Annotated in this window: 16 protein-coding genes; 12 read left to right on the top strand and 4 right to left on the bottom strand. The window is 60.0% G+C overall.

The window, feature by feature from the left end:
* The first annotated feature begins 248 nt into the window (after positions 1 to 248).
* From A6U86_RS14615 to A6U86_RS14570, 9 genes are all read left to right on the top strand, one after another.
* Positions 249 to 1,727 (top strand): sugar ABC transporter ATP-binding protein, encoded by a 1,479-nt coding sequence (locus tag A6U86_RS14615; protein ID WP_068392330.1) that lies wholly within the window; start codon positions 249 to 251, stop codon positions 1,725 to 1,727.
* Between the two features lie 54 nt (positions 1,728 to 1,781).
* The gene (locus A6U86_RS14610) at positions 1,782 to 2,786 is read left to right on the top strand and encodes an ABC transporter permease (RefSeq protein ID WP_068392327.1); all 1,005 of its coding nucleotides are present in this window, start codon (positions 1,782 to 1,784) and stop codon (positions 2,784 to 2,786) included.
* A gap of 86 nt (positions 2,787 to 2,872) precedes the next feature.
* A complete protein-coding gene (locus tag A6U86_RS14605; RefSeq protein ID WP_068392325.1) occupies positions 2,873 to 3,862 on the top strand; it encodes a substrate-binding domain-containing protein in 990 nt (329 codons plus the stop codon).
* A 62-nt stretch (positions 3,863 to 3,924) separates the two neighbouring features.
* Positions 3,925 to 4,698 (top strand): SDR family oxidoreductase, encoded by a 774-nt coding sequence (locus A6U86_RS14600; protein WP_068393943.1) that lies wholly within the window; start codon positions 3,925 to 3,927, stop codon positions 4,696 to 4,698.
* A gap of 33 nt (positions 4,699 to 4,731) precedes the next feature.
* Positions 4,732 to 5,724, top strand: coding sequence for a dihydroxyacetone kinase subunit DhaK (locus A6U86_RS14595; protein WP_068392323.1), 993 nt, complete (start codon positions 4,732 to 4,734; stop codon positions 5,722 to 5,724).
* Positions 5,725 to 5,738: 14 nt separating this feature from the next.
* The gene (gene dhaL / locus A6U86_RS14590) at positions 5,739 to 6,380 is read left to right on the top strand and encodes a dihydroxyacetone kinase subunit DhaL (RefSeq protein WP_068393942.1); all 642 of its coding nucleotides are present in this window, start codon (positions 5,739 to 5,741) and stop codon (positions 6,378 to 6,380) included.
* 140 nt (positions 6,381 to 6,520) lie between these two features.
* On the top strand, positions 6,521 to 8,617 hold the full coding sequence (locus tag A6U86_RS34760) for a bifunctional sugar-binding transcriptional regulator/dihydroxyacetone kinase subunit DhaK (protein ID WP_083196836.1): 2,097 nt from the start codon (positions 6,521 to 6,523) through the stop codon (positions 8,615 to 8,617).
* 55 nt (positions 8,618 to 8,672) lie between these two features.
* On the top strand, positions 8,673 to 9,335 hold the full coding sequence (gene dhaL, locus A6U86_RS14575) for a dihydroxyacetone kinase subunit DhaL (protein WP_068392322.1): 663 nt from the start codon (positions 8,673 to 8,675) through the stop codon (positions 9,333 to 9,335).
* Between the two features lie 127 nt (positions 9,336 to 9,462).
* Positions 9,463 to 9,876 (top strand): hypothetical protein, encoded by a 414-nt coding sequence (locus tag A6U86_RS14570; protein ID WP_068393936.1) that lies wholly within the window; start codon positions 9,463 to 9,465, stop codon positions 9,874 to 9,876.
* Between the two features lie 44 nt (positions 9,877 to 9,920).
* Here the strand turns inward: A6U86_RS14570 and A6U86_RS14565 are convergent, their stop codons facing one another.
* The gene (locus tag A6U86_RS14565) at positions 9,921 to 10,904 is read right to left on the bottom strand and encodes an AraC family transcriptional regulator (RefSeq protein WP_068392320.1); all 984 of its coding nucleotides are present in this window, start codon (positions 10,902 to 10,904) and stop codon (positions 9,921 to 9,923) included.
* A gap of 389 nt (positions 10,905 to 11,293) precedes the next feature.
* Between A6U86_RS14565 and A6U86_RS14560 the strand changes: the two genes are divergently transcribed.
* The 3 genes from A6U86_RS14560 to A6U86_RS14550 are packed head-to-tail and all read left to right on the top strand — an operon-like array spanning position 11,294 to position 15,011.
* A complete protein-coding gene (locus tag A6U86_RS14560) occupies positions 11,294 to 12,790 on the top strand; it encodes a sugar ABC transporter ATP-binding protein (RefSeq protein WP_068392317.1) in 1,497 nt (498 codons plus the stop codon).
* 16 nt (positions 12,791 to 12,806) lie between these two features.
* Positions 12,807 to 13,877 (top strand): ABC transporter permease, encoded by a 1,071-nt coding sequence (locus A6U86_RS14555; protein WP_068392314.1) that lies wholly within the window; start codon positions 12,807 to 12,809, stop codon positions 13,875 to 13,877.
* A gap of 39 nt (positions 13,878 to 13,916) precedes the next feature.
* Positions 13,917 to 15,011, top strand: coding sequence for a substrate-binding domain-containing protein (locus A6U86_RS14550; protein WP_068392312.1), 1,095 nt, complete (start codon positions 13,917 to 13,919; stop codon positions 15,009 to 15,011).
* A gap of 64 nt (positions 15,012 to 15,075) precedes the next feature.
* Here the strand turns inward: A6U86_RS14550 and A6U86_RS14545 are convergent, their stop codons facing one another.
* From A6U86_RS14545 to A6U86_RS14535, 3 genes are all read right to left on the bottom strand, one after another.
* The gene (locus A6U86_RS14545) at positions 15,076 to 16,092 is read right to left on the bottom strand and encodes a LacI family DNA-binding transcriptional regulator (RefSeq protein ID WP_068392309.1); all 1,017 of its coding nucleotides are present in this window, start codon (positions 16,090 to 16,092) and stop codon (positions 15,076 to 15,078) included.
* A 135-nt stretch (positions 16,093 to 16,227) separates the two neighbouring features.
* On the bottom strand, positions 16,228 to 16,560 hold the full coding sequence (locus A6U86_RS14540) for a hypothetical protein (RefSeq protein ID WP_068392306.1): 333 nt from the start codon (positions 16,558 to 16,560) through the stop codon (positions 16,228 to 16,230).
* On the bottom strand, positions 16,557 to 17,444 hold the full coding sequence (locus tag A6U86_RS14535) for an NAD(P)-dependent oxidoreductase (protein WP_068392303.1): 888 nt from the start codon (positions 17,442 to 17,444) through the stop codon (positions 16,557 to 16,559). The genes A6U86_RS14540 and A6U86_RS14535 overlap by 4 nt, the downstream gene beginning before the upstream one ends.
* Between the last annotated feature and the right edge of the window lie 2 nt (positions 17,445 to 17,446).

The raw sequence follows: 17,446 nt of genomic DNA, 5'->3' as shown, positions 1-17,446 counted from the left end.
GGTCAGTCAAACGATCCAAAAATTCATAATATGACATCAACCTATCATAGTGAAGCGCCTTTCGACAGGGCCTCGGTGCCCTGGAAATACAGCAGATAGCACCATCCCGCGAGAGCGCTTTGTCGATTTCAAAATCACCATATTGACATTTGTCGAAAGCATCTCGAATATTGTCAACATTGGTGCTGAGAGACGATAATCGGCTTCGGCCGGCCATTCGGCGCAGCATCGGGAGTGCGGAGGGGAACGTGGAATTCCTGCTTGAAGTAGAGGGGCTGAAGAAGTCCTTTGGCGGTGTCGCCGCGTTGCGAGATGGGCGCTTTCAGTTGCGCGCCGGCTCGGTCCACGCCTTGTGCGGCGGCAACGGCGCGGGCAAGTCGACGTTCCTGAAGATCCTCATGGGCATTCACAAGCGCGATGCCGGCTCCATTCGCCGCCGGGGCAAGGACGTGGATTACGCCAGCCCCGCCGAAGCGCTCGCCGCCGGTATTGCCATCATCGAGCAGGAACTCAGCCCGATCCCTCATATGACGGTTGCGGAGAACATCTATCTCGGCCGCGAGCCGTCGGCCCGTTTCGGCGGCATCGATTTCAAGACGATGAACCGCAACGCCCAGGCGCTGCTCGACCGGCTGCAGTTCAATATCCGCGCCACGCAATTCATGATGAACCTCTCTGTGGCACAGGTTCAGCTGGTCGAAATCGCCAAGGCGCTCAGCCACGACGCCGAAGTGATCTTCATGGACGAGCCTACCTCGGCCATCGGCGAGAAGGAAGCGCAGCAGCTGTTTGCGACCATCGAGCGACTGAAGGCCGAGGGCAAGGGCATCGTCTATGTCTCGCACCGGCTCTCGGAAATCTTCCAGATTGCCGATTCCTATACGGCCTTCCGCGATGGCTCCTATGTTGGCAGCGGTGCGCTTGCCGATATCGACCGGCCCGGCCTTATCCGCATGATCGTCGGCCGCGAGCTCGGCGAAGAATATATCAAGACCAACGTGCCGACAGACACGCCCGGACTGGAAGTCTCGGATCTGACGGCGGCAGGCAAGGTGAACGACATCTCCTTTACAGCCCACAAGGGCGAGATATTCGGCATTTACGGGCTGATGGGCTCGGGCCGCACCGAGATCTTCAACTGCATCTTCGGTCTCGATGCCACCGGCTCCGGCAACATAAAGCTCGGCGGCCAGCCGATCACCGTGCGCAAGCCGGCGGAGGCAATGCAACACGGTATCGCCTTCGTGACCGAAGACCGCAAGCTGACCGGGCTCAATCTCATCGACAGCGTGCGCAACAACATTTGCCTGGCAAGCCTGCCGGAAATGAGCCCACGTTTCTCGATGGATCGGCGAGCCGAGGCCGAGGCCAGCCAGGAGATGATCAAACATTTCGGCATCAAGGCCGCACGCGACAGCATGCCGGTCTCTGGTCTCTCTGGCGGCAACCAGCAAAAGGTCGTGCTCGGCAAGTGGTTCCTGCGCAAGCCGAAGGTCCTCCTGCTGGATGAGCCGACGCGCGGTGTCGATGTCGGCGCCAAGCGAGAAATCTATCGCATCATCTGCGACTTCGCCGCCGAAGGCGGCACAGTCATCATGATCTCATCGGAAATAGACGAGGTTCTCGGCATGTCCGATCGCATCCTGGTGATGCGTCAGGGGCGCTCCGCCGGAATTCTCAAGAGGGAGGAGGCCGACGCGCAATCGCTCGTGCATCTGTCGACCTGAACACGGCAGGCACGAAGCTCAAAAGAACGCGTCCGGCAACAAAAGGTATTCGCAATGTCCGCCACAGAAAACAATCAGTCCAATTCTTGGTTCGGCTCCGACCGGCGCCGATTGATCATCCAGGAATATGGGATCTTTCTCGCCTTCCTTCTGCTCGCAATCGTCCTCTCATTTTCGAATGAGTACTTCCTGACGGCCGGCAACATCTCCAATGTGCTGTTGCAGACGTCGATCAACGGCGTGCTGGCGATCGGCATGACATTCGTCATCCTGACACGCGGCATCGACCTGTCCGTAGGCTCGGTCGTTGCGCTGACCGGCATCGTCAGCGCCAGTTTCGCCACGACCTCGGCGACTGCCGGCATACTCGGAGCGCCCTATCCGCCTTATGTCGCCCTGTCCGTCGGAATACTGGTCGGCGTTGCCTGCGGCGCTGTCGTCGGCCTCATCGTTTCGCGCTTCGCCGTTCCCGCCTTCGTCGCCACGCTCGGCATGCTCTCGGCAGCGCGCGGCCTGACGTTGATCTATGGTGGCGGCAAGCCGGTTCCGGCTCTCACGCCAGATTTCCGCTGGATCGGCACTGGCAATGTCTTGTCCGTTCCGATGCCGGTCATCCTGCTGGCCATCGTCTTCATCGTCGCCTGGTGGGTCCTCAATCGAACCCGCTTTGGCCGGTATATCTATGCCGTTGGTGGCAATCCGCACGCCGCCATTACCTCAGGCATCAATGTCAGCAAGCTGCGCTTCCTCGTTTATGTCATCTCGGGTGGCCTTTCCGGACTGGCTGGCATGCTGCTTGCGGCCCGCACCGGCTCGGCCTTGCCACAGGCAGGGATCGCCTATGAACTCGATGCTATCGCGGCTGTCGTCATCGGCGGAACCAGCCTTTCCGGCGGCGTCGGGCGCATCACCGGCACGCTCATCGGCGCCCTGATCATTGGCGTGATGAACAACGGCCTCGATCTGATGGGTATCCAATCCTACTACCAGCAGGTCCTGAAGGGCGCCCTCATCGTCGGCGCCGTCATGCTCGACCAAAAGCGAAATCTGGGCGGCTAAGCCCGAAGACATCCTGGTGCTACGCACTCGGAAACCAAACGGCGCGTCATGACGACCGCCGGACTTTTCAACGGAGGAGAATTATAATGAAGAAATTACTGATTGCTCTTGCTGCGGCCACCGCACTTCTGGCCTCGCCGACCCTCGCCCAGGAAAAGAAGCTGAAGATCGGCGCCGCACCCTACGGCCTCAATGCCGAATTCATGCAGATCTGGTCGGCGGCGCTGAAGGAACACCCCGCCGTCAAAAACGGCGACGTCGATCTCACCATTTTCGATGGCCGCTATGATGCTCTCGTCCAGCAGGAGCAGGTCAACACGATGATCACGCAGAAGTTCGACGCGATCATCTTCGTGCCGATCGATATCGAAGCTGCTGCTACCGCGGTTCAGGCTGCCCATGATGCCGGCATCCCGGTCGTCGGCTCCAACACCCGCGTGAACTCCGATCTCCTGACCTCCTATGTCGGCTCCGACGATACGATTTCCGGCTACATGGAAGCCAAGACGGTGCTCGATAAGCTTGGCTGCAAGGGCAATGTCGTCATCCTCGAAGGCCCGGTCGGCCAGTCCGCGCAGATCTCGCGCCTGGAAGGCAACAAGAAGGCGCTTGCCGAGTGCCCGAATGTGAAGGTGCTGGAAGACCAGACCGCAAACTGGTCGCGTGCCGAAGCCCAGACGCTGATGGAAAACTGGCTGACGTCGCATCCGGGCCAGATCAACGGCGTCATCGGCCAGAATGACGAGATGGCGCTTGGCGCAATCGAGGCGATCAAGGCCGCCAAGCTCAACGTCAAGGATTTCGCCATTGCCGGTATCGACGGCATCACCGATGCGCTCCATGCAGTCAAGCAGGGTACCATGACCTCCATCCTGCAGGATGCCAGCGCGCAGGCGCAGGGCGCGCTCGATCTTGCGATCTTTGCCGCCAAGAAGGGTAACTACAAGCCGGAATCGAAGATCTGGACGCAGTATCCGGATATGCCGTTCAACGATGGCAAGGACAAGAACTACAATGTCCCGTGGACCCCGGTAACGGTCGACAATGTCGACAAGCTGCTTGAGACCCGCAAGTAAAATCAATGCAGGTGGGGCGAAGACCTCGCCCCACCTAATTCCCAGCTAGAGGCTTGAACAAGATGACCGAGACATCCCCAGACATTGATTTGAACTTCCCGCTGTCGGGCAAGATCGCCCTCGTCACGGGCGGCGGATCCGGCATCGGCGCCGCGGTCGCAACGGCATTTGCATCCAAAGGCGCAAGGGTCGCCGTTCTCGATATCAATGTCGATATGGCAAAGGCCAAGGCTGCCGAAATTGGTGGCGGCGCTGAAGCATTCGTCTGCGACGTTTCCGATCCGGCCTCGGTCAACAAGGCAGTCAGCGATGTCGTCGGGCACTTCGGCGGCATCGATATTGCTGTCAACAGCGCCGGTGTCGTCTTCCTTGCACCGGCTGAAGATCTGCCGCTAGACTATTGGGATAAAACGATAAATATCAATCTCAAGGGTACATTCCTCGTAACACAGGCCGTCGGTCGCGCCATGATCGCCGCCGGCAAGGGCGGCAAGATCGTCAACCTCGCCTCGCAGGCCGGCACGGTCGCCATCGAGGAGCATGTCGCCTATTGCGCCTCCAAGTTCGGCGTCATCGGCATGTCCAAGACCTTCGCGGCTGAATGGGGCAAGCACGGTATCTGCGTCAACACCATTTCCCCGACCATCGTTCTGACCGAACTCGGCAAGAAGGCCTGGGCCGGCGAGAAGGGCGAGGCGGCAAAGAAGCGCATCCCGACCGGCCGCTTCGCCTTCCCGCAGGAGATCGCAGCCGCGGCTGTTTTCCTCTCGTCCGCAGGTGCGGACATGATCAACGGCGCCGATCTTCTGATCGATGGCGGCTACACAATTCTTTGAGCGCAAGCGCTCGGCAATTCGACAGGAGAGACCATGCAGCGGTTCATCAACAACCCCGATGAAGTCGTTGAAGACACTGTAAAAGGCTTCATCAAGGCGCATTCGGATATCGTCCGTTTGGCCGAAAACCCACGCGTGGTCGTCGCCAAGGATGCACCCCACGCCGGGAAGGTCGGTGTGATCACCGGCGGCGGCTCCGGCCACGAACCGGCCTTCATCGGCTATACCGGCAAGAACATGCTGGATGCGGTCGCGGTTGGCGAACTCTTCTCGTCTCCCACGGCCAAGAGTTTTTACGATGCAGTTCGTGAAGCCAATGGCGGCCGCGGCGTGATCTGCCTTTACGGCAACTATGCCGGCGACAACATGAACGTGAAGATGGCGATCAAACTCGCGGCAAAAGACGGCATCGAAGTCGCGACCGTGGTCGCGAACGATGATGTCTGCTCCGCACCGCCCGAGGAGCGCGAAAAGCGCCGCGGCGTGGCGGGTGAGATCTTCATGTGGAAGGTCGGAGGCGCCAAGGCAGCGACCGGCGCGAGCCTCGAAGAGGTACGCCTTGTCTCGCAGAAGGCGATCGACAGCTGCCGCTCCGTCGGCATCGGCCTTGGCCCGTGCACCCTGCCCGCCGTCGGTCATCCGAACTTCCAGATCGAGCCTGGCACGATGGAAGTCGGCATCGGCCATCATGGCGAGCCTGGCGTTCGTGTCGAGCCTTTGAAGACTGCGGCCGAGATTGCCGAGGACATGTGCCAGATCGTTCTCGACGATCACAATCTGGCTACCGGAACGGAAGTTGCGGTCCTTGTTTCCGGCCTTGGTGCGACACCGGTCAATGAGCTCTACATTCTGAACGACACGATCGAGGCGAAGATCTCCGAACGCGGCCTCAAAATCTACAAGACTTACGTCGGCAATTACTTCACGTCGCTTGAAATGGTCGGTGCAACGCTGACCGTGATGGCGCTCGACGATGAGCTGAAAGAGCTTCTGGATGTCGAGGTCCAATGCACGACGTTGCTCTGAAGGGGGACATACATATGCAGACATTCAACAATGCAGCGGCCGGAGACATCGTCCTGGCGATGGCTGAGCGCATCGTCGAGAACCGTGCCTATCTGAGCGAGATCGACGGCAAGATCGGCGATGGCGACCACGGCGTGAACATGGCCAAGGGCTTCGGCATGGCCGCGGAGCGGCTGAAGGGCAAGAACCAATCGCTGGCAGCTTCGCTCGACACGCTGGGCACCGTGCTGATGACGGAGATCGGCGGCTCGATGGGCCCTCTTTACGGGGTCATGTTCACCGAATTTGCCGAGAAGCTTGAAGGCGTCGACGCGATCGACAGCGCCACCTACAGCCGGATGCTGCATGCCGGGCTTGAGGGCATACAGTCGATCGGTTCCGCCAAGTTGGGCGATAAGACGCTGCTCGATACGCTAATCCCGGCTATTGAAGCTTTCGATGCTGCCGATGCCGCCGGCAAATCCTTCGCAGAAGCGCTCGATGCGCTGGTGGCGGCCGCCGAGGCAGGGCGCGACTCCACGCTCAATCTGGTCGCGAAAATCGGCCGCGCCAGCCGGCTGGGCGAGCGCTCGCTCGGCGTATTGGATGCCGGCGCCACGTCCTGCGCGATCATCCTGAAGGAGCTTTCCTTAGGCGCCCGAGCGCTGCTGCAATAGACAAGGATGGTTGATCTCCCAAGGCTGCGCGATCCCGTGACCCTGCACGGGGTCGCGCGCCGCCCGTCCCTCGAAGAAGCGATTGCAAAGATGCGCCATTGCTTTCATCTTCGCGCGGAACAGGGGAACCGTGAATCGTCATGACAGGCAAGGCATCTTCGGTCAGCAAAACAGGTGGAAGCAAGGCGAGTGTGCCGGACGCACTCGACGCCATGCCGCTGCGCTATGGCGACGACCCTTATGTATGGGCTTGCTGGCTCTATTATGAGGACGGCAAGACGCAGGGCGATATCGCCGAGATCATGGGCATTTCGCGAGCAACCGTGAACAGCTATCTGGCCGATGCCCGCAGCCGCGGTATCGTCAACATCTCGCTCGAGCCTTCGCGCCTGAGTTCGCTTTCCATCGCACAGGAACTCAAGCGCCATTTCGGACTGCACGACTGTCTCGTGGTGCCGAGTGATGACGGGACACGCCCGTTGATCGACCGTCTCGGCACGGCTGGTGCGCAGGCGATCGCCAAGCTGCTGAAATCCGGCGACACGCTCGCCGTTGCCTGGGGCCGGACAGTCCTGGCGATAGCCGAGCAATCCAATGTTCCGAACCTGCAAGATGTCACCATCGTTCAGGCGACCGGCGGCACACGGGCGCGCTTTGCCTATACGCCGGAGCTCTGTGCAGCCGCCTTCGCCAATGCCGTCAGCGGCAAGCTCATCAATATTACCGCTCCGGCCATCGTCTCAACCGCCGAAGTACGCGACATGCTGCTGCGCGAACCGCTGATCGAAGATCAGTTTTCAACGCTCGCCAGAGCCAACAAGGCCCTCTTCGGCATATCCTCGCTGCGGCCGAATTCGACGATCCACAGCAGCGGCTTCTTCGAATCCGTCTCGCTACAGGATTATTTGGCCAAGAACGCCGTTGGTGTCGTTGCCGGCCGCTTCATCGATCCGAAGGGCCGGCCGGTCGCCGGTCCGCTTGATGATAGAACCATCGGCATCTCCCTCGACATGCTGAAATCGATCGGCATGCGCATCGCGGTCGCCGGCGGCTTTGACAAGGTGCCGGCCATTCTTGCGGCATTGCGCGGCGGCTATATCAACGTCCTCATCACCGACGCGGCGACCGGCCGGGGCATTCTGAACGCTGACGGTGTGACCGAATTCGACCCGAAGGCAACACAGCGGCCAAGAACGGACAATAGCGTAGCCCTGCCCAGCAGCTATCGCACGCACATCAAGAAATTCCTGAACAATCCCGATGATGTCGTTGATGAAATGCTCGACGGCGTCGTCAAGGCGCACGCGTCATACCTTGCGCCGATCAAGGGTTCTAACCGTGCGCTGGTGGCGCGCAACGGCCCGAGGTCAGGCAAGGTCGGCCTAGTCATCGGTGGCGGCACCGGCCACGAACCCGGCTTTCTGGGCTATGTCGGCAAGGGCCTGGCCGATGCAGTCGCTGTCGGAAACATCTTTTCGTCGCCACCGCCGACGCCGATCCTCGAATGCACCAAGGCCGCTTCCCGCGGAGAAGGCGTGCTCTTCGTCTATGGCAATTATGCCGGCGATGTCATGAACTTCGAAATGGCTGCGGAATTGGCGCAGGAACAGCAGATCGAGGTTCGCACGGTCCTGACGACCGACGACATAGCTTCATCCCCCATCGAGGACAGAGAGGGACGGCGCGGTGTCGCCGGCAATTTCTTCATCTTCAAGATCGCCGGCGCCGCTTGCGACAAAGGCCTGTCGCTCGATGCCTGCGAAGCTGCGACGCGCAAGGCCAATGACCGGACGTTCACCATGGGTGTCGCACTGGAGCCCTGCTCCCTGCCGCAGACGCGACGTCACAATTTCGAGATCGGCCCTGATGATATCGAGTTCGGCATGGGCATCCACGGCGAACGCGGCGTCACCCGCGAGAGAATGATGACCGCCGACGAGATCACCGACCGCGTCATGGACCGCATCTTTACGGAGATGAGGCCTGCTGCCGGAGATCGGGTGGCGGTCTTGATCAACTCCTTCGGGGCGACACCGCTGATGGAGCTTTACATACTGTTTCGGCGTGTCGAGCAGAGACTGAGCGCCAAGGATATCAAGATCGAGGCGAACTGGGTGGGGCACTACTGCACGTCGCTCGACATGGTCGGCGCATCCATATCCATATTGCATCTCGACCAGGAGCTGACGGAGCTGTTGCACCATCCGTGCGACACCTTCGCTCTGCGGGTCGGATGATCGTATAAGAATGTACCCGGCGGCTTCCGAGACTGCTGGGACCGGGAGGAAGACGATGTCGGAACAAGCCGCACGATGCCTGGGCAATATGTTTCAGCGCATATCCATCGCGATCAATGCCGAGAAAGATCATCTTTCGGAGCTGGATGGCGCGATCGGTGATGCCGACCACGGGATCACCATGTCGCTGGGCTTCATGGCGGTGAATGCCGAACTGGCAAAACTCGATGCCAGCCAGGCCCTGCCCTCCGAAATTTTCGCCGTTGCGGCCTCGGCCTTTCTGGATGCCGTCGGCGCTTCGACCGGACCTCTCTACGCCACCGCCTTCCGCAGGGCTTCGCAAGCGATGAAATCCGATGAATCGCTCTCGCTCGCCTGCCAGGCAATGATCATCGATGAAATGCGCGCTGGCATTCAACAGCGTGGCAAGGGACAGCGCGGCGACAAGACCATGCTGGATGCCTGGATACCCGCCGCAGAAGCCGCCATCGATGCCTTGTCACACTCCCTTGACGTCGCTCCCATGTGGAAGGCCATTCTGGAGGCAGCCGAAACCGGCGCAAATTCGACAAGCTCCATGGTCGCTGCCCGTGGCCGGGCAGCCCGCCTCGGCGAGCGATCCCTCGGGCACATCGACCCCGGAGCGGCATCCGCCGTGATCATATTGCGCGCTATGCGGGATACTTTTGTCGACGCTGGAGCCGGTGCGCATCCGTGACCGGAGAAAATCACGGGTCAGAATCTGCCATTTATGAGCGTTGTCTGAGATAGACATGTTCCCGGCAGGATAGTATCTCTTTCGCCGCAATGGTTTGACCGCCCCCACTCAACCAAGAGGCTATATGATGACGCTTACAAGAATAGGTTTTGCGTTCGCACTTGCAGTTATTTCGGCTTCTCCGGCGCTGGCAGATGCCTGCGCGGATCACTATGAGAGCAGCGGCGTTCCGTTAGTCACGGCCATTACCTACAAAACCTGGATGGTTTTCCCGTCAGTCAATCCCAATGCCGCCTTCGACAAGGTTTCCCGCGCCGTTCTGGCCGAAGGTTTTGTCGATGTGAACGCGGAGAAGAAGCTCGGCACACTGACTGCCCAGCAGGAAACCAGCGGCTCCGGCCGGCCACAAACCCTGCGTGTCGTTGTCCGCAAGAATGGCAAGGGCAGCCGCGTCGATGCTCTTTTCATGGTGCAGCCAGGACAAGTCGCCCCGGGCGTCAGCAAGAATCTTTGCCGCATCGCCAACTCGGCCGGCGAATAACCGTACTCCGCCGCGCCCGGTCGAACCGCAAGGGTAAACCGAGCCTATCTCTGTCCCCGGCGGAGCCTTGCCGTATCGGAAGGCATCTCGCCGAAGGACAGGTGATAGAGGGCCGCAAAACGCCCCATATGGGAGAACCCCCAATCGCGCGCGACTTCGGCGACCGATTTCGAACATCCGGGATCGGTCAGGCTGTTCCGCACGCCCTTCAGACGGATCGTGCGCAGATAGTTCAGGGGCGTCGTTTCCTTGAATTGCTGAAATACCGCCTGCAGCGTCCGCACGCTCACGCCAGCTTCCCGCGCGATATCCGCGATCCCCATGTTCGATCCCGGATTGGCGTGCATATAATCGACCGCCCGCTTGAGCGTCTTCGGGACTGCCGGTGACGCGGGCCTGAGCAATCGCATTGAATAATTGTTGGGGACCACCTCAAGCAGCGCGATCATCATCGCCTGCAAGAGCCGCTCGCTGAAAAGCGAGGAGGATCGCTCGGCATCCTCTGCCGTCAGGCTCTCCCAGATGAGCCGGCCCAGGCTCGCAATCTGGAGGCCCTCTGCAACCGACAGATCGATTGTGCCCGTAAACTCCAGACCGTCGACCACGGGGGCGTCTAACAATTCGCTCAATTGCCGGGTCACCATGGATTTCTCGAATGCGATGCCGATATGGCTGCGTTGCTCATGCAATATGAGCCTCTCGAAAGACGACATGTTCCCCATCAGGCCCCTGCCCGGCTCGGACTCAAGCCGCTTGCCGCCGATATCAACAGCCATCTTTCCCGAGGATGGAAGGTAAAGCACGTAGGCATCAGGGCCGCCGGACAATGTAACGCTCATCCCCGAACGGCATTTCCCATTCCAGACGCTGAAGTCGCCCAGCGCGTAATGGCGGTCTTCCACTGACACGAACGTACGCGGATGCAGGGGTTCCACTACCGCCGGAAACAGGGTCCTTTCGTAGTGCGCCGTCATTTCTTCGGCTTCCGCACCCTCTATCTCAAAGACCGACTGAGTAACGTACCTCAAATACTATCCCCTTGTGGAGCCCGGCTTGCTTTCTGAGGCATTTCTTAAGTTATGATAAAATAATATTTCCGCCTAAAATACGGATATGCGCCCACTTTAGCGGATTTATGGCGGAAATGCACGAGATGAAATTAATACACTCCAGAAGTGCGGCAGTACACTTCCATTGATATTATGAATTAATCCTGCTCAATACCAAAATCTGCTGTAAAAGATTCAATCAAGTTCGAAATTTATTTCAACTATAAAGAAATCCATGGTTGTCTTTGCATAAAAAATTCCTCGCCAAAAACGAAAATCCAGCATCTGGATGATGTCATCATCGCAGCACTTGACGAGATGTTATCGATAACATAGCCTCTTTCCATCGAAGCTTTGGGAGGAGCCAAATGGACGACAGGAAGCTGCTCGAATTTTGCGACATCACCAAGGAGTTTGGTGGCACGCGCGCATTGGCGAATGTTTCGCTTGATTTGAAGCAGGGAGAAATTCTCGCGCTTCTCGGCGAAAACGGCGCCGGAAAATCGACTTTGATCAAGACATTGGCGGGCATCTACAAGCCGGATGGGGGCGAGATCCTGTTTCGCGGCAAGCCCTATCAGCACCGCCCGCCGCAACCCAATCAACGCCAGCCGGTCGCCTTCATTCATCAGGACCTCGGCCTGATCGAATGGATGACGGTGGGCGAAAACGTCGGTCTTGCCCAGGGTTACTCCCTGCGTGCCCGGTTGATCGACTGGCGGGCTACCGAGCGCCGAACTGCCGAGGCGCTGAAGCTCGTCGGTTGCGATTTCGACCCCTCGACCCGCGTTCAGGAATTGACCCGAACGGAAAAATCGCTCGTGGCGATCGCCCGCGCGCTCGCCGTCGAGGCGGACGTACTGGTTCTGGACGAGCCCACTGCCAGCCTGCCGGCCGATGAGGTCGAGAAGCTGTTCGCAGCCATCCGCCCGCTCAAGGAGCGCGGCGTGGCAATGATCTATGTTTCTCACCGGCTCGATGAGATCTTTCGCATCGCCGATCGTGTGGCCGTGCTGCGCGACGGACAACTGGTGGGACAAAAGCCGGTTTCCGAAACCACGCCCGATGAGCTGATCCGCATGATCGTCGGACGCAAGGCCGATCAGCTGTTCGTCAAGGCGGAGCGGGCGATCGGCCCCGCCATTGTCTCCGTCAAGGATCTGTCCTGCCGTGGCGCCGGACCAGTGTCCTTCGATATCAGGCAGGGTGAGCTACTCGGCCTTGTCGGTCTGCGCGGCGCCGGTCAGGAGTTGATCGGGCGCGCCCTGTTCGGCTGCGAGCCATCGAACGGCACAGTACGCCTCAACGATGCCGAGCCCGATCTTTCGAGCCCGGTCGCCGCCATGGCGTCCGGCATCGGTCTGATTGCTCGGGACCGCACCGAGGAATCGGTCGCCATGTCGCTCAGCCTGCGTGAAAATACCTTTCTGAACCCGGGGGCTTCCGGCCGCAGTCTGTTCTCGTTCCTGTCGCCACGCCGCGAAGCCGAGCAAGCCCATTCGCTCGGCAGTCAGGTCGGCCTGAGACCCAACGACCAGAGCCTTGCCATCGAAGCCCTGTCAGGCGGCAACCAGCAGAAAGTCGTTGTCGGACGATGGCTGGCAACCGGCAGGAAGCTGCTGATCGCCGAGGACCCGACCGCCGGCGTCGATGTTGGCGCCAAGGCCGATATCTATCGGCTGATTGCCGAGGCAGTCGAAGGCGGTCTGGCCGTCCTCGTTGTATCAACCGATTTCGAGGAAATCGCCCATATCTGCCATCGTGCCCTTGTGTTCTCGCGCGGCCGGATCGTGCGCGAATTGAGTGGTACGGATCTCACAACACCGGCGGTCATCGCCGCCGCATCTGCATCCGAAGCGGCCTGAACCGGAGAGGAAAACCATGCAATCGATCGAATCCAATGCGCTTGAGCCCACTCGCTCCGAACTGTCTGCCATGAGCTTCGGACAGAAAATCCAGCGCCTCCTGCCGGTCTACGGCCTCGTCATCCTGACGGCTCTGCTGATCCTGTTGTTTTCCATCATGCTGCCGCAGACCTTCCCGACGATGCTCAATCTGCGCTCGATCGTTTCCGACAAGACGATCATCGCCATCCTGTCGCTCGCAGCGATGATCCCGATGGCGGCGGGTCGCATCGACCTGACCATCGGCTATGGCATCGTGCTCTGGCATGTGCTGGCGATCAGCCTGCAGACGATGTTCGGTCTGCCCTGGCCCATCGCCGTGCTGGTGGTCATCCTGCTCGGTGCCTTCACCGGATTTCTGAACGGCCTTCTGGTTGAGATCGCCAAGATCGACAGCTTCATCGCCACGCTCGGCACCGGCACCGTTCTCTATGCCATCGCGCTCTGGCATACGGGCGGCCGGCAGGTGGTCGGCATGCTGCCGCAGGGTTTCTATGCGCTGAACGGCACCATGGTCTTCGGCCTGCCGATCACCGGCATTTACGTTCTGGCGCTTGCCTTCGTGATGTGGATCGTCCTCGAATATCTGCCGATCGGCCGTTACATCTATGCCATCGGCGCCAACCCGAAGGCCGCTGCCTTGAACGGCATCCCCGTCCGTCGCTTCGTCATCGGCGCCTTCGTCACCTCAGGCACGCTTGCCGCCATCGCCGGCGTCCTGCTCGCCTCCAAGCTTCGCATCGGTCAGGCGAGCGTCGGGCTTGAATATCTTCTGCCGGCGCTGGTCGGCGCGTTCCTCGGCTCCACCACCATCAAGCCCGGCCGCGTCAACGTATGGGGCACGATGATCGGCGTCATCATCCTGGCGGTCGGCATTGCCGGCATCCAGCAATTCGGCGGCTCCTTCTATGTCGAGCCGCTGTTCAACGGCGTCACCTTGCTCGTTGCCATCGGCATTGCCGGCTATGCGCAACGACGTCGCAGTCACGCAGGGCGCATGGCTCCGGTGCAGGCGCCGCAATTGTCAACCAAGCCGACGGAAAAGTGAAAATCATCTCAGTTTGAATATCCAAAGGGAGGAAAAGACATGAAACGCAGACAATTCCTGCAGACTACAACGGCGGTGCTCGTATTGTGCGCAAGCCAGGCCTATGCCGATCCGATGACGGATGCGAAAGCCGTCGTCGATAAATATGCGACGCCGGTCACCAAATGGGACGGTCCGACGACCGGACCGAAAGCGCAGACGGGCAAGACAATCGTCGTTCTCGCCGGCGACCTCAAGAATGGCGGCATTCTCGGCGTCAGCAACGGCGTCGAGGAAGCGGCAAAGACGATCGGCTGGCAGGTGAAGGTGCTCGATGGCGCGGGCTCCATCGGCGGACGCACGGCCGCCTTCGGTCAGGCCATGGCGCTGAAGCCGGACGGCATCATCATCGATGGCTTCGATGCAGTGGAGCAAGCGCCGGCGCTGGAAGAGGCAAAAGCTGCCAAGATCCCGCTCGTTGCCTGGCATGCCGGCCCCACCATCGGCCCAGACGACAAGAACGGCCTTTTTGCCAATGTCAGCACGGATGCCATGGAGGTCTCCAAGGCTGCGGCCGATTGGGCCTTTGTCGATGCGAAGGGCAAGCCTGGCGTCATCATCTTCACCGATTCCACCTACGCGATCGCCATCGCCAAGGCAGACAGGATGAAGCAGGAGATCGAGCGGCTGGGCGGCAAGGTGCTCGAATATGTCGACACCCCGATTGCGGAGACTTCGCAGCGCATGCCGCAGCTGACGACATCCCTTCTGCAGAAGTACGGTGACAACTGGACGCATTCGCTCGCCATCAACGACCTCTATTTCGACTTCATGGGTCCCTCCCTCGCCTCTGCCGGCAAGGGCGGCACGGACGCGCCGATCAACGTTGCCGCCGGCGACGGCTCGCAATCGGCTTATGAACGCATCCGCGCCGGTCAGTATCAGAAGGTAACCGTTGCCGAGCCCCTCAATCTCCAGGGCTGGCAGCTCGTCGATGAGCTCAATCGCGCCTTCTCCGGCGAAAAGTGGTCTGGATACCTCTCGCCGCTGCATGTGGTGACATCGGACAACATCCAGTCCGACGGCGGCCCGAAGAACAGCTTCGATCCGGACAATGGTTACAGGAACGAGTACAAAAAGCTCTGGGCCAAGTGATCCGAGTTTGAAAAGAAAATGGCGCGGTCTCGGATCGCGCCATTTTACCAAGGAGAGTCAATCGCTATCGCCGACTGCTTTCACGCACGATCAGCTGCGGCGAAATGCCGACATCGCCGGCCGGCTGGATATCGTCCAATATATCGATGATCAATTGTGCAGTGCGCACGCCTATTTCCCGGGCAAAAACATTGATCGTCGTCAGCGTCGGCACACAGACCTCGCCGATCTCATAATTACCGAAGCCGCCGATGAAAAACCGCTCCGGCACGGGAACGCCGAGCCGGCGGCATTCGGTGAGCGCGCCATAGGCGGCAAGATCCGAGACGCAAACGACGGCCTCAGTATCCGGATAGAGATCGATCAGCTTCGCCATGGCATTGGCGCCTTCGCGCATCGAAATCGGCGGTGAGCCGGCGGCGATCAACCTGGTCGCATCCAGGCCGTGCGCCTGCATCGCCGCGACAAAACCAAGCCGGCGTTCGCTGCCGCGTGAATCCCTTGCGACATCGCCACCGATAAAGGCAATGCGGCGGCAGCCGAGGGAGACGAAGTGATCCACCATGTCGCGCATGACGGCTCTATTGGAAAATCCGACATAATGGCCGATGGGATCGACCGGGATGTCCCAGGTCTCGATGACCGGGATCGCCACCGTCTGCAAAAGCCGGCGCGCGCGATCCGTATGGGTTCCGCCGGTTACGACGATCGCCTGCGGCTTGCGGCGCAAAAGCTGCTCGATCAGCCGCTCTTCCTCATCGATATCGTAGTTCGTGTAGCCGAGCAGGATCTGCATATCCCGCTTGGCGAGCGTATCGGAGAGACCGCCGACCGTATCGGCAAAATTGGCGTTGTTGATGGAGGGAATGGTGACAGCGACAAAGCCGGATTTTTGCGAGCGCAGATTGGCAGCCGTGCTGTCGAAGACATAACCCAGCTCTTCTGCCGCCTTCAAAATGGCTTCTCGGGTCTCCGGGCTCACAAGGCTGTCGGCCTTGAAGGCTCGCGACACGGTCATCGGCGAAACGCCCAGGACGCGGGCTATGTCTGCCATGGTGGGTGTTTTGCGATCGTTACTCATCAATGGCCTATGTTATCGTTACCATAAGAGTAGTATGCCTCATCCCTGAATGGCAAGAGCTGCCCTCCATGCATCTCTCTATACGAGCACGGAGCCTCACGGCTCCGTGTCGAGAAGAAATGGGAGGAAGACCGCTCAGAGCTCGAACTCATGAGCGAGAGTGACATGATGATGGATCCGCCCCTCGAAAAAGCGCGAGAGTACGGCTTCCGTCGCCGCCCGGGCCTCGGTACGCACGGGACTGGCGAGAGCCGTCTCAACCGCTGCCATATCCGGATAATTGACGGCCAGGATCATCGGAAATTCCGGGGCGCCTTCATCGCGCGCTTCGCCAAATGTCACACGCACATCGAGCGCGCCTGGAAACTGCTTCCATTTCGGCAGGATCGTCTCCATGACAGCGGTGCGAAAGGCCTCGGCTTCCCCATCCCTGACCTTGCCTTCGAATAGTGCGTAGCGGGTAATCATCCGGCGATCTCCTTGTTCGGACCCTTGAAGAATTCCATCAATGCCGCCTGATCCTCGCCGCCGAGGCCGGCGGCCGTCAGCATGCGGTGGATCTCGGCGCAGGCAGCCGTCAGCGGCATGGCCGTATTGGTGCGCCGGGCAAGATCCTGGGCGCCGTTCAGATCCTTGACCATGTTGTCGATCCGGCCGGTACGCCGATAATCCTTGGTGACATAACGCGGCATATATTCCTGAAGGATGGCGCTATCGGCTCGCCCTCCCTTCAGTGCCTGCGGAATCTTTGCCGCATCGACCCCGGCATCGAGCGCCAGTTGTGTCGCTTCGGCGACCGCAAGGAAATTCAATGCGCAGAGAACCTGATTGATGAGCTTTGTCGTCTGGCCTGCGCCGACAGGCCCCATGTGGGTGTAGTTCGAAGCGACATGCTGCAACACCTGATGCGCGTCCGAGACATCCCGCTCGTTACCGCCGGCCATCAGCGTCAGCTGTCCGATCAGCGCCTTTGGCGCGCCGCCCGAAAGCGGGCTGTCCACCCAGCGCAATCCCTTTTCCGCTGCGTCCGCCGCCAGTGCCTTGGTCGCATCGGGATCGATCGACGACATGTCGATGATCAAGGTACCTGGCTTTGCCCCTTCAACGACACCACGCGGGCCGAAAACCGCCGCACGGACGATCCCGGGTGAATTCATGCTCAGGATGACGAAATCCGATGCCGCGGCGGCCGCGGCGGCTGTGTCGGCAGCACTCGCCCCCTTGCCGGTGAGCGCTGCCACCTTTTCCCTATCGAGATCGAAAACCGTCAAGCTGTTGCCGGTCTCCACCAAACGGGTGCCGATGGCTCCGCCCATCGCGCCGGCGCCGATCAGCGCCACTCTGTTGCTCATGA

Source organism: Rhizobium sp. AC27/96, from assembly GCF_001692325.1.
GTDB lineage: Bacteria > Pseudomonadota > Alphaproteobacteria > Rhizobiales > Rhizobiaceae > Rhizobium.
Note: the sequence above shows the minus strand (reverse complement) of the source record. Positions and strands in the feature narration are given on the sequence as shown.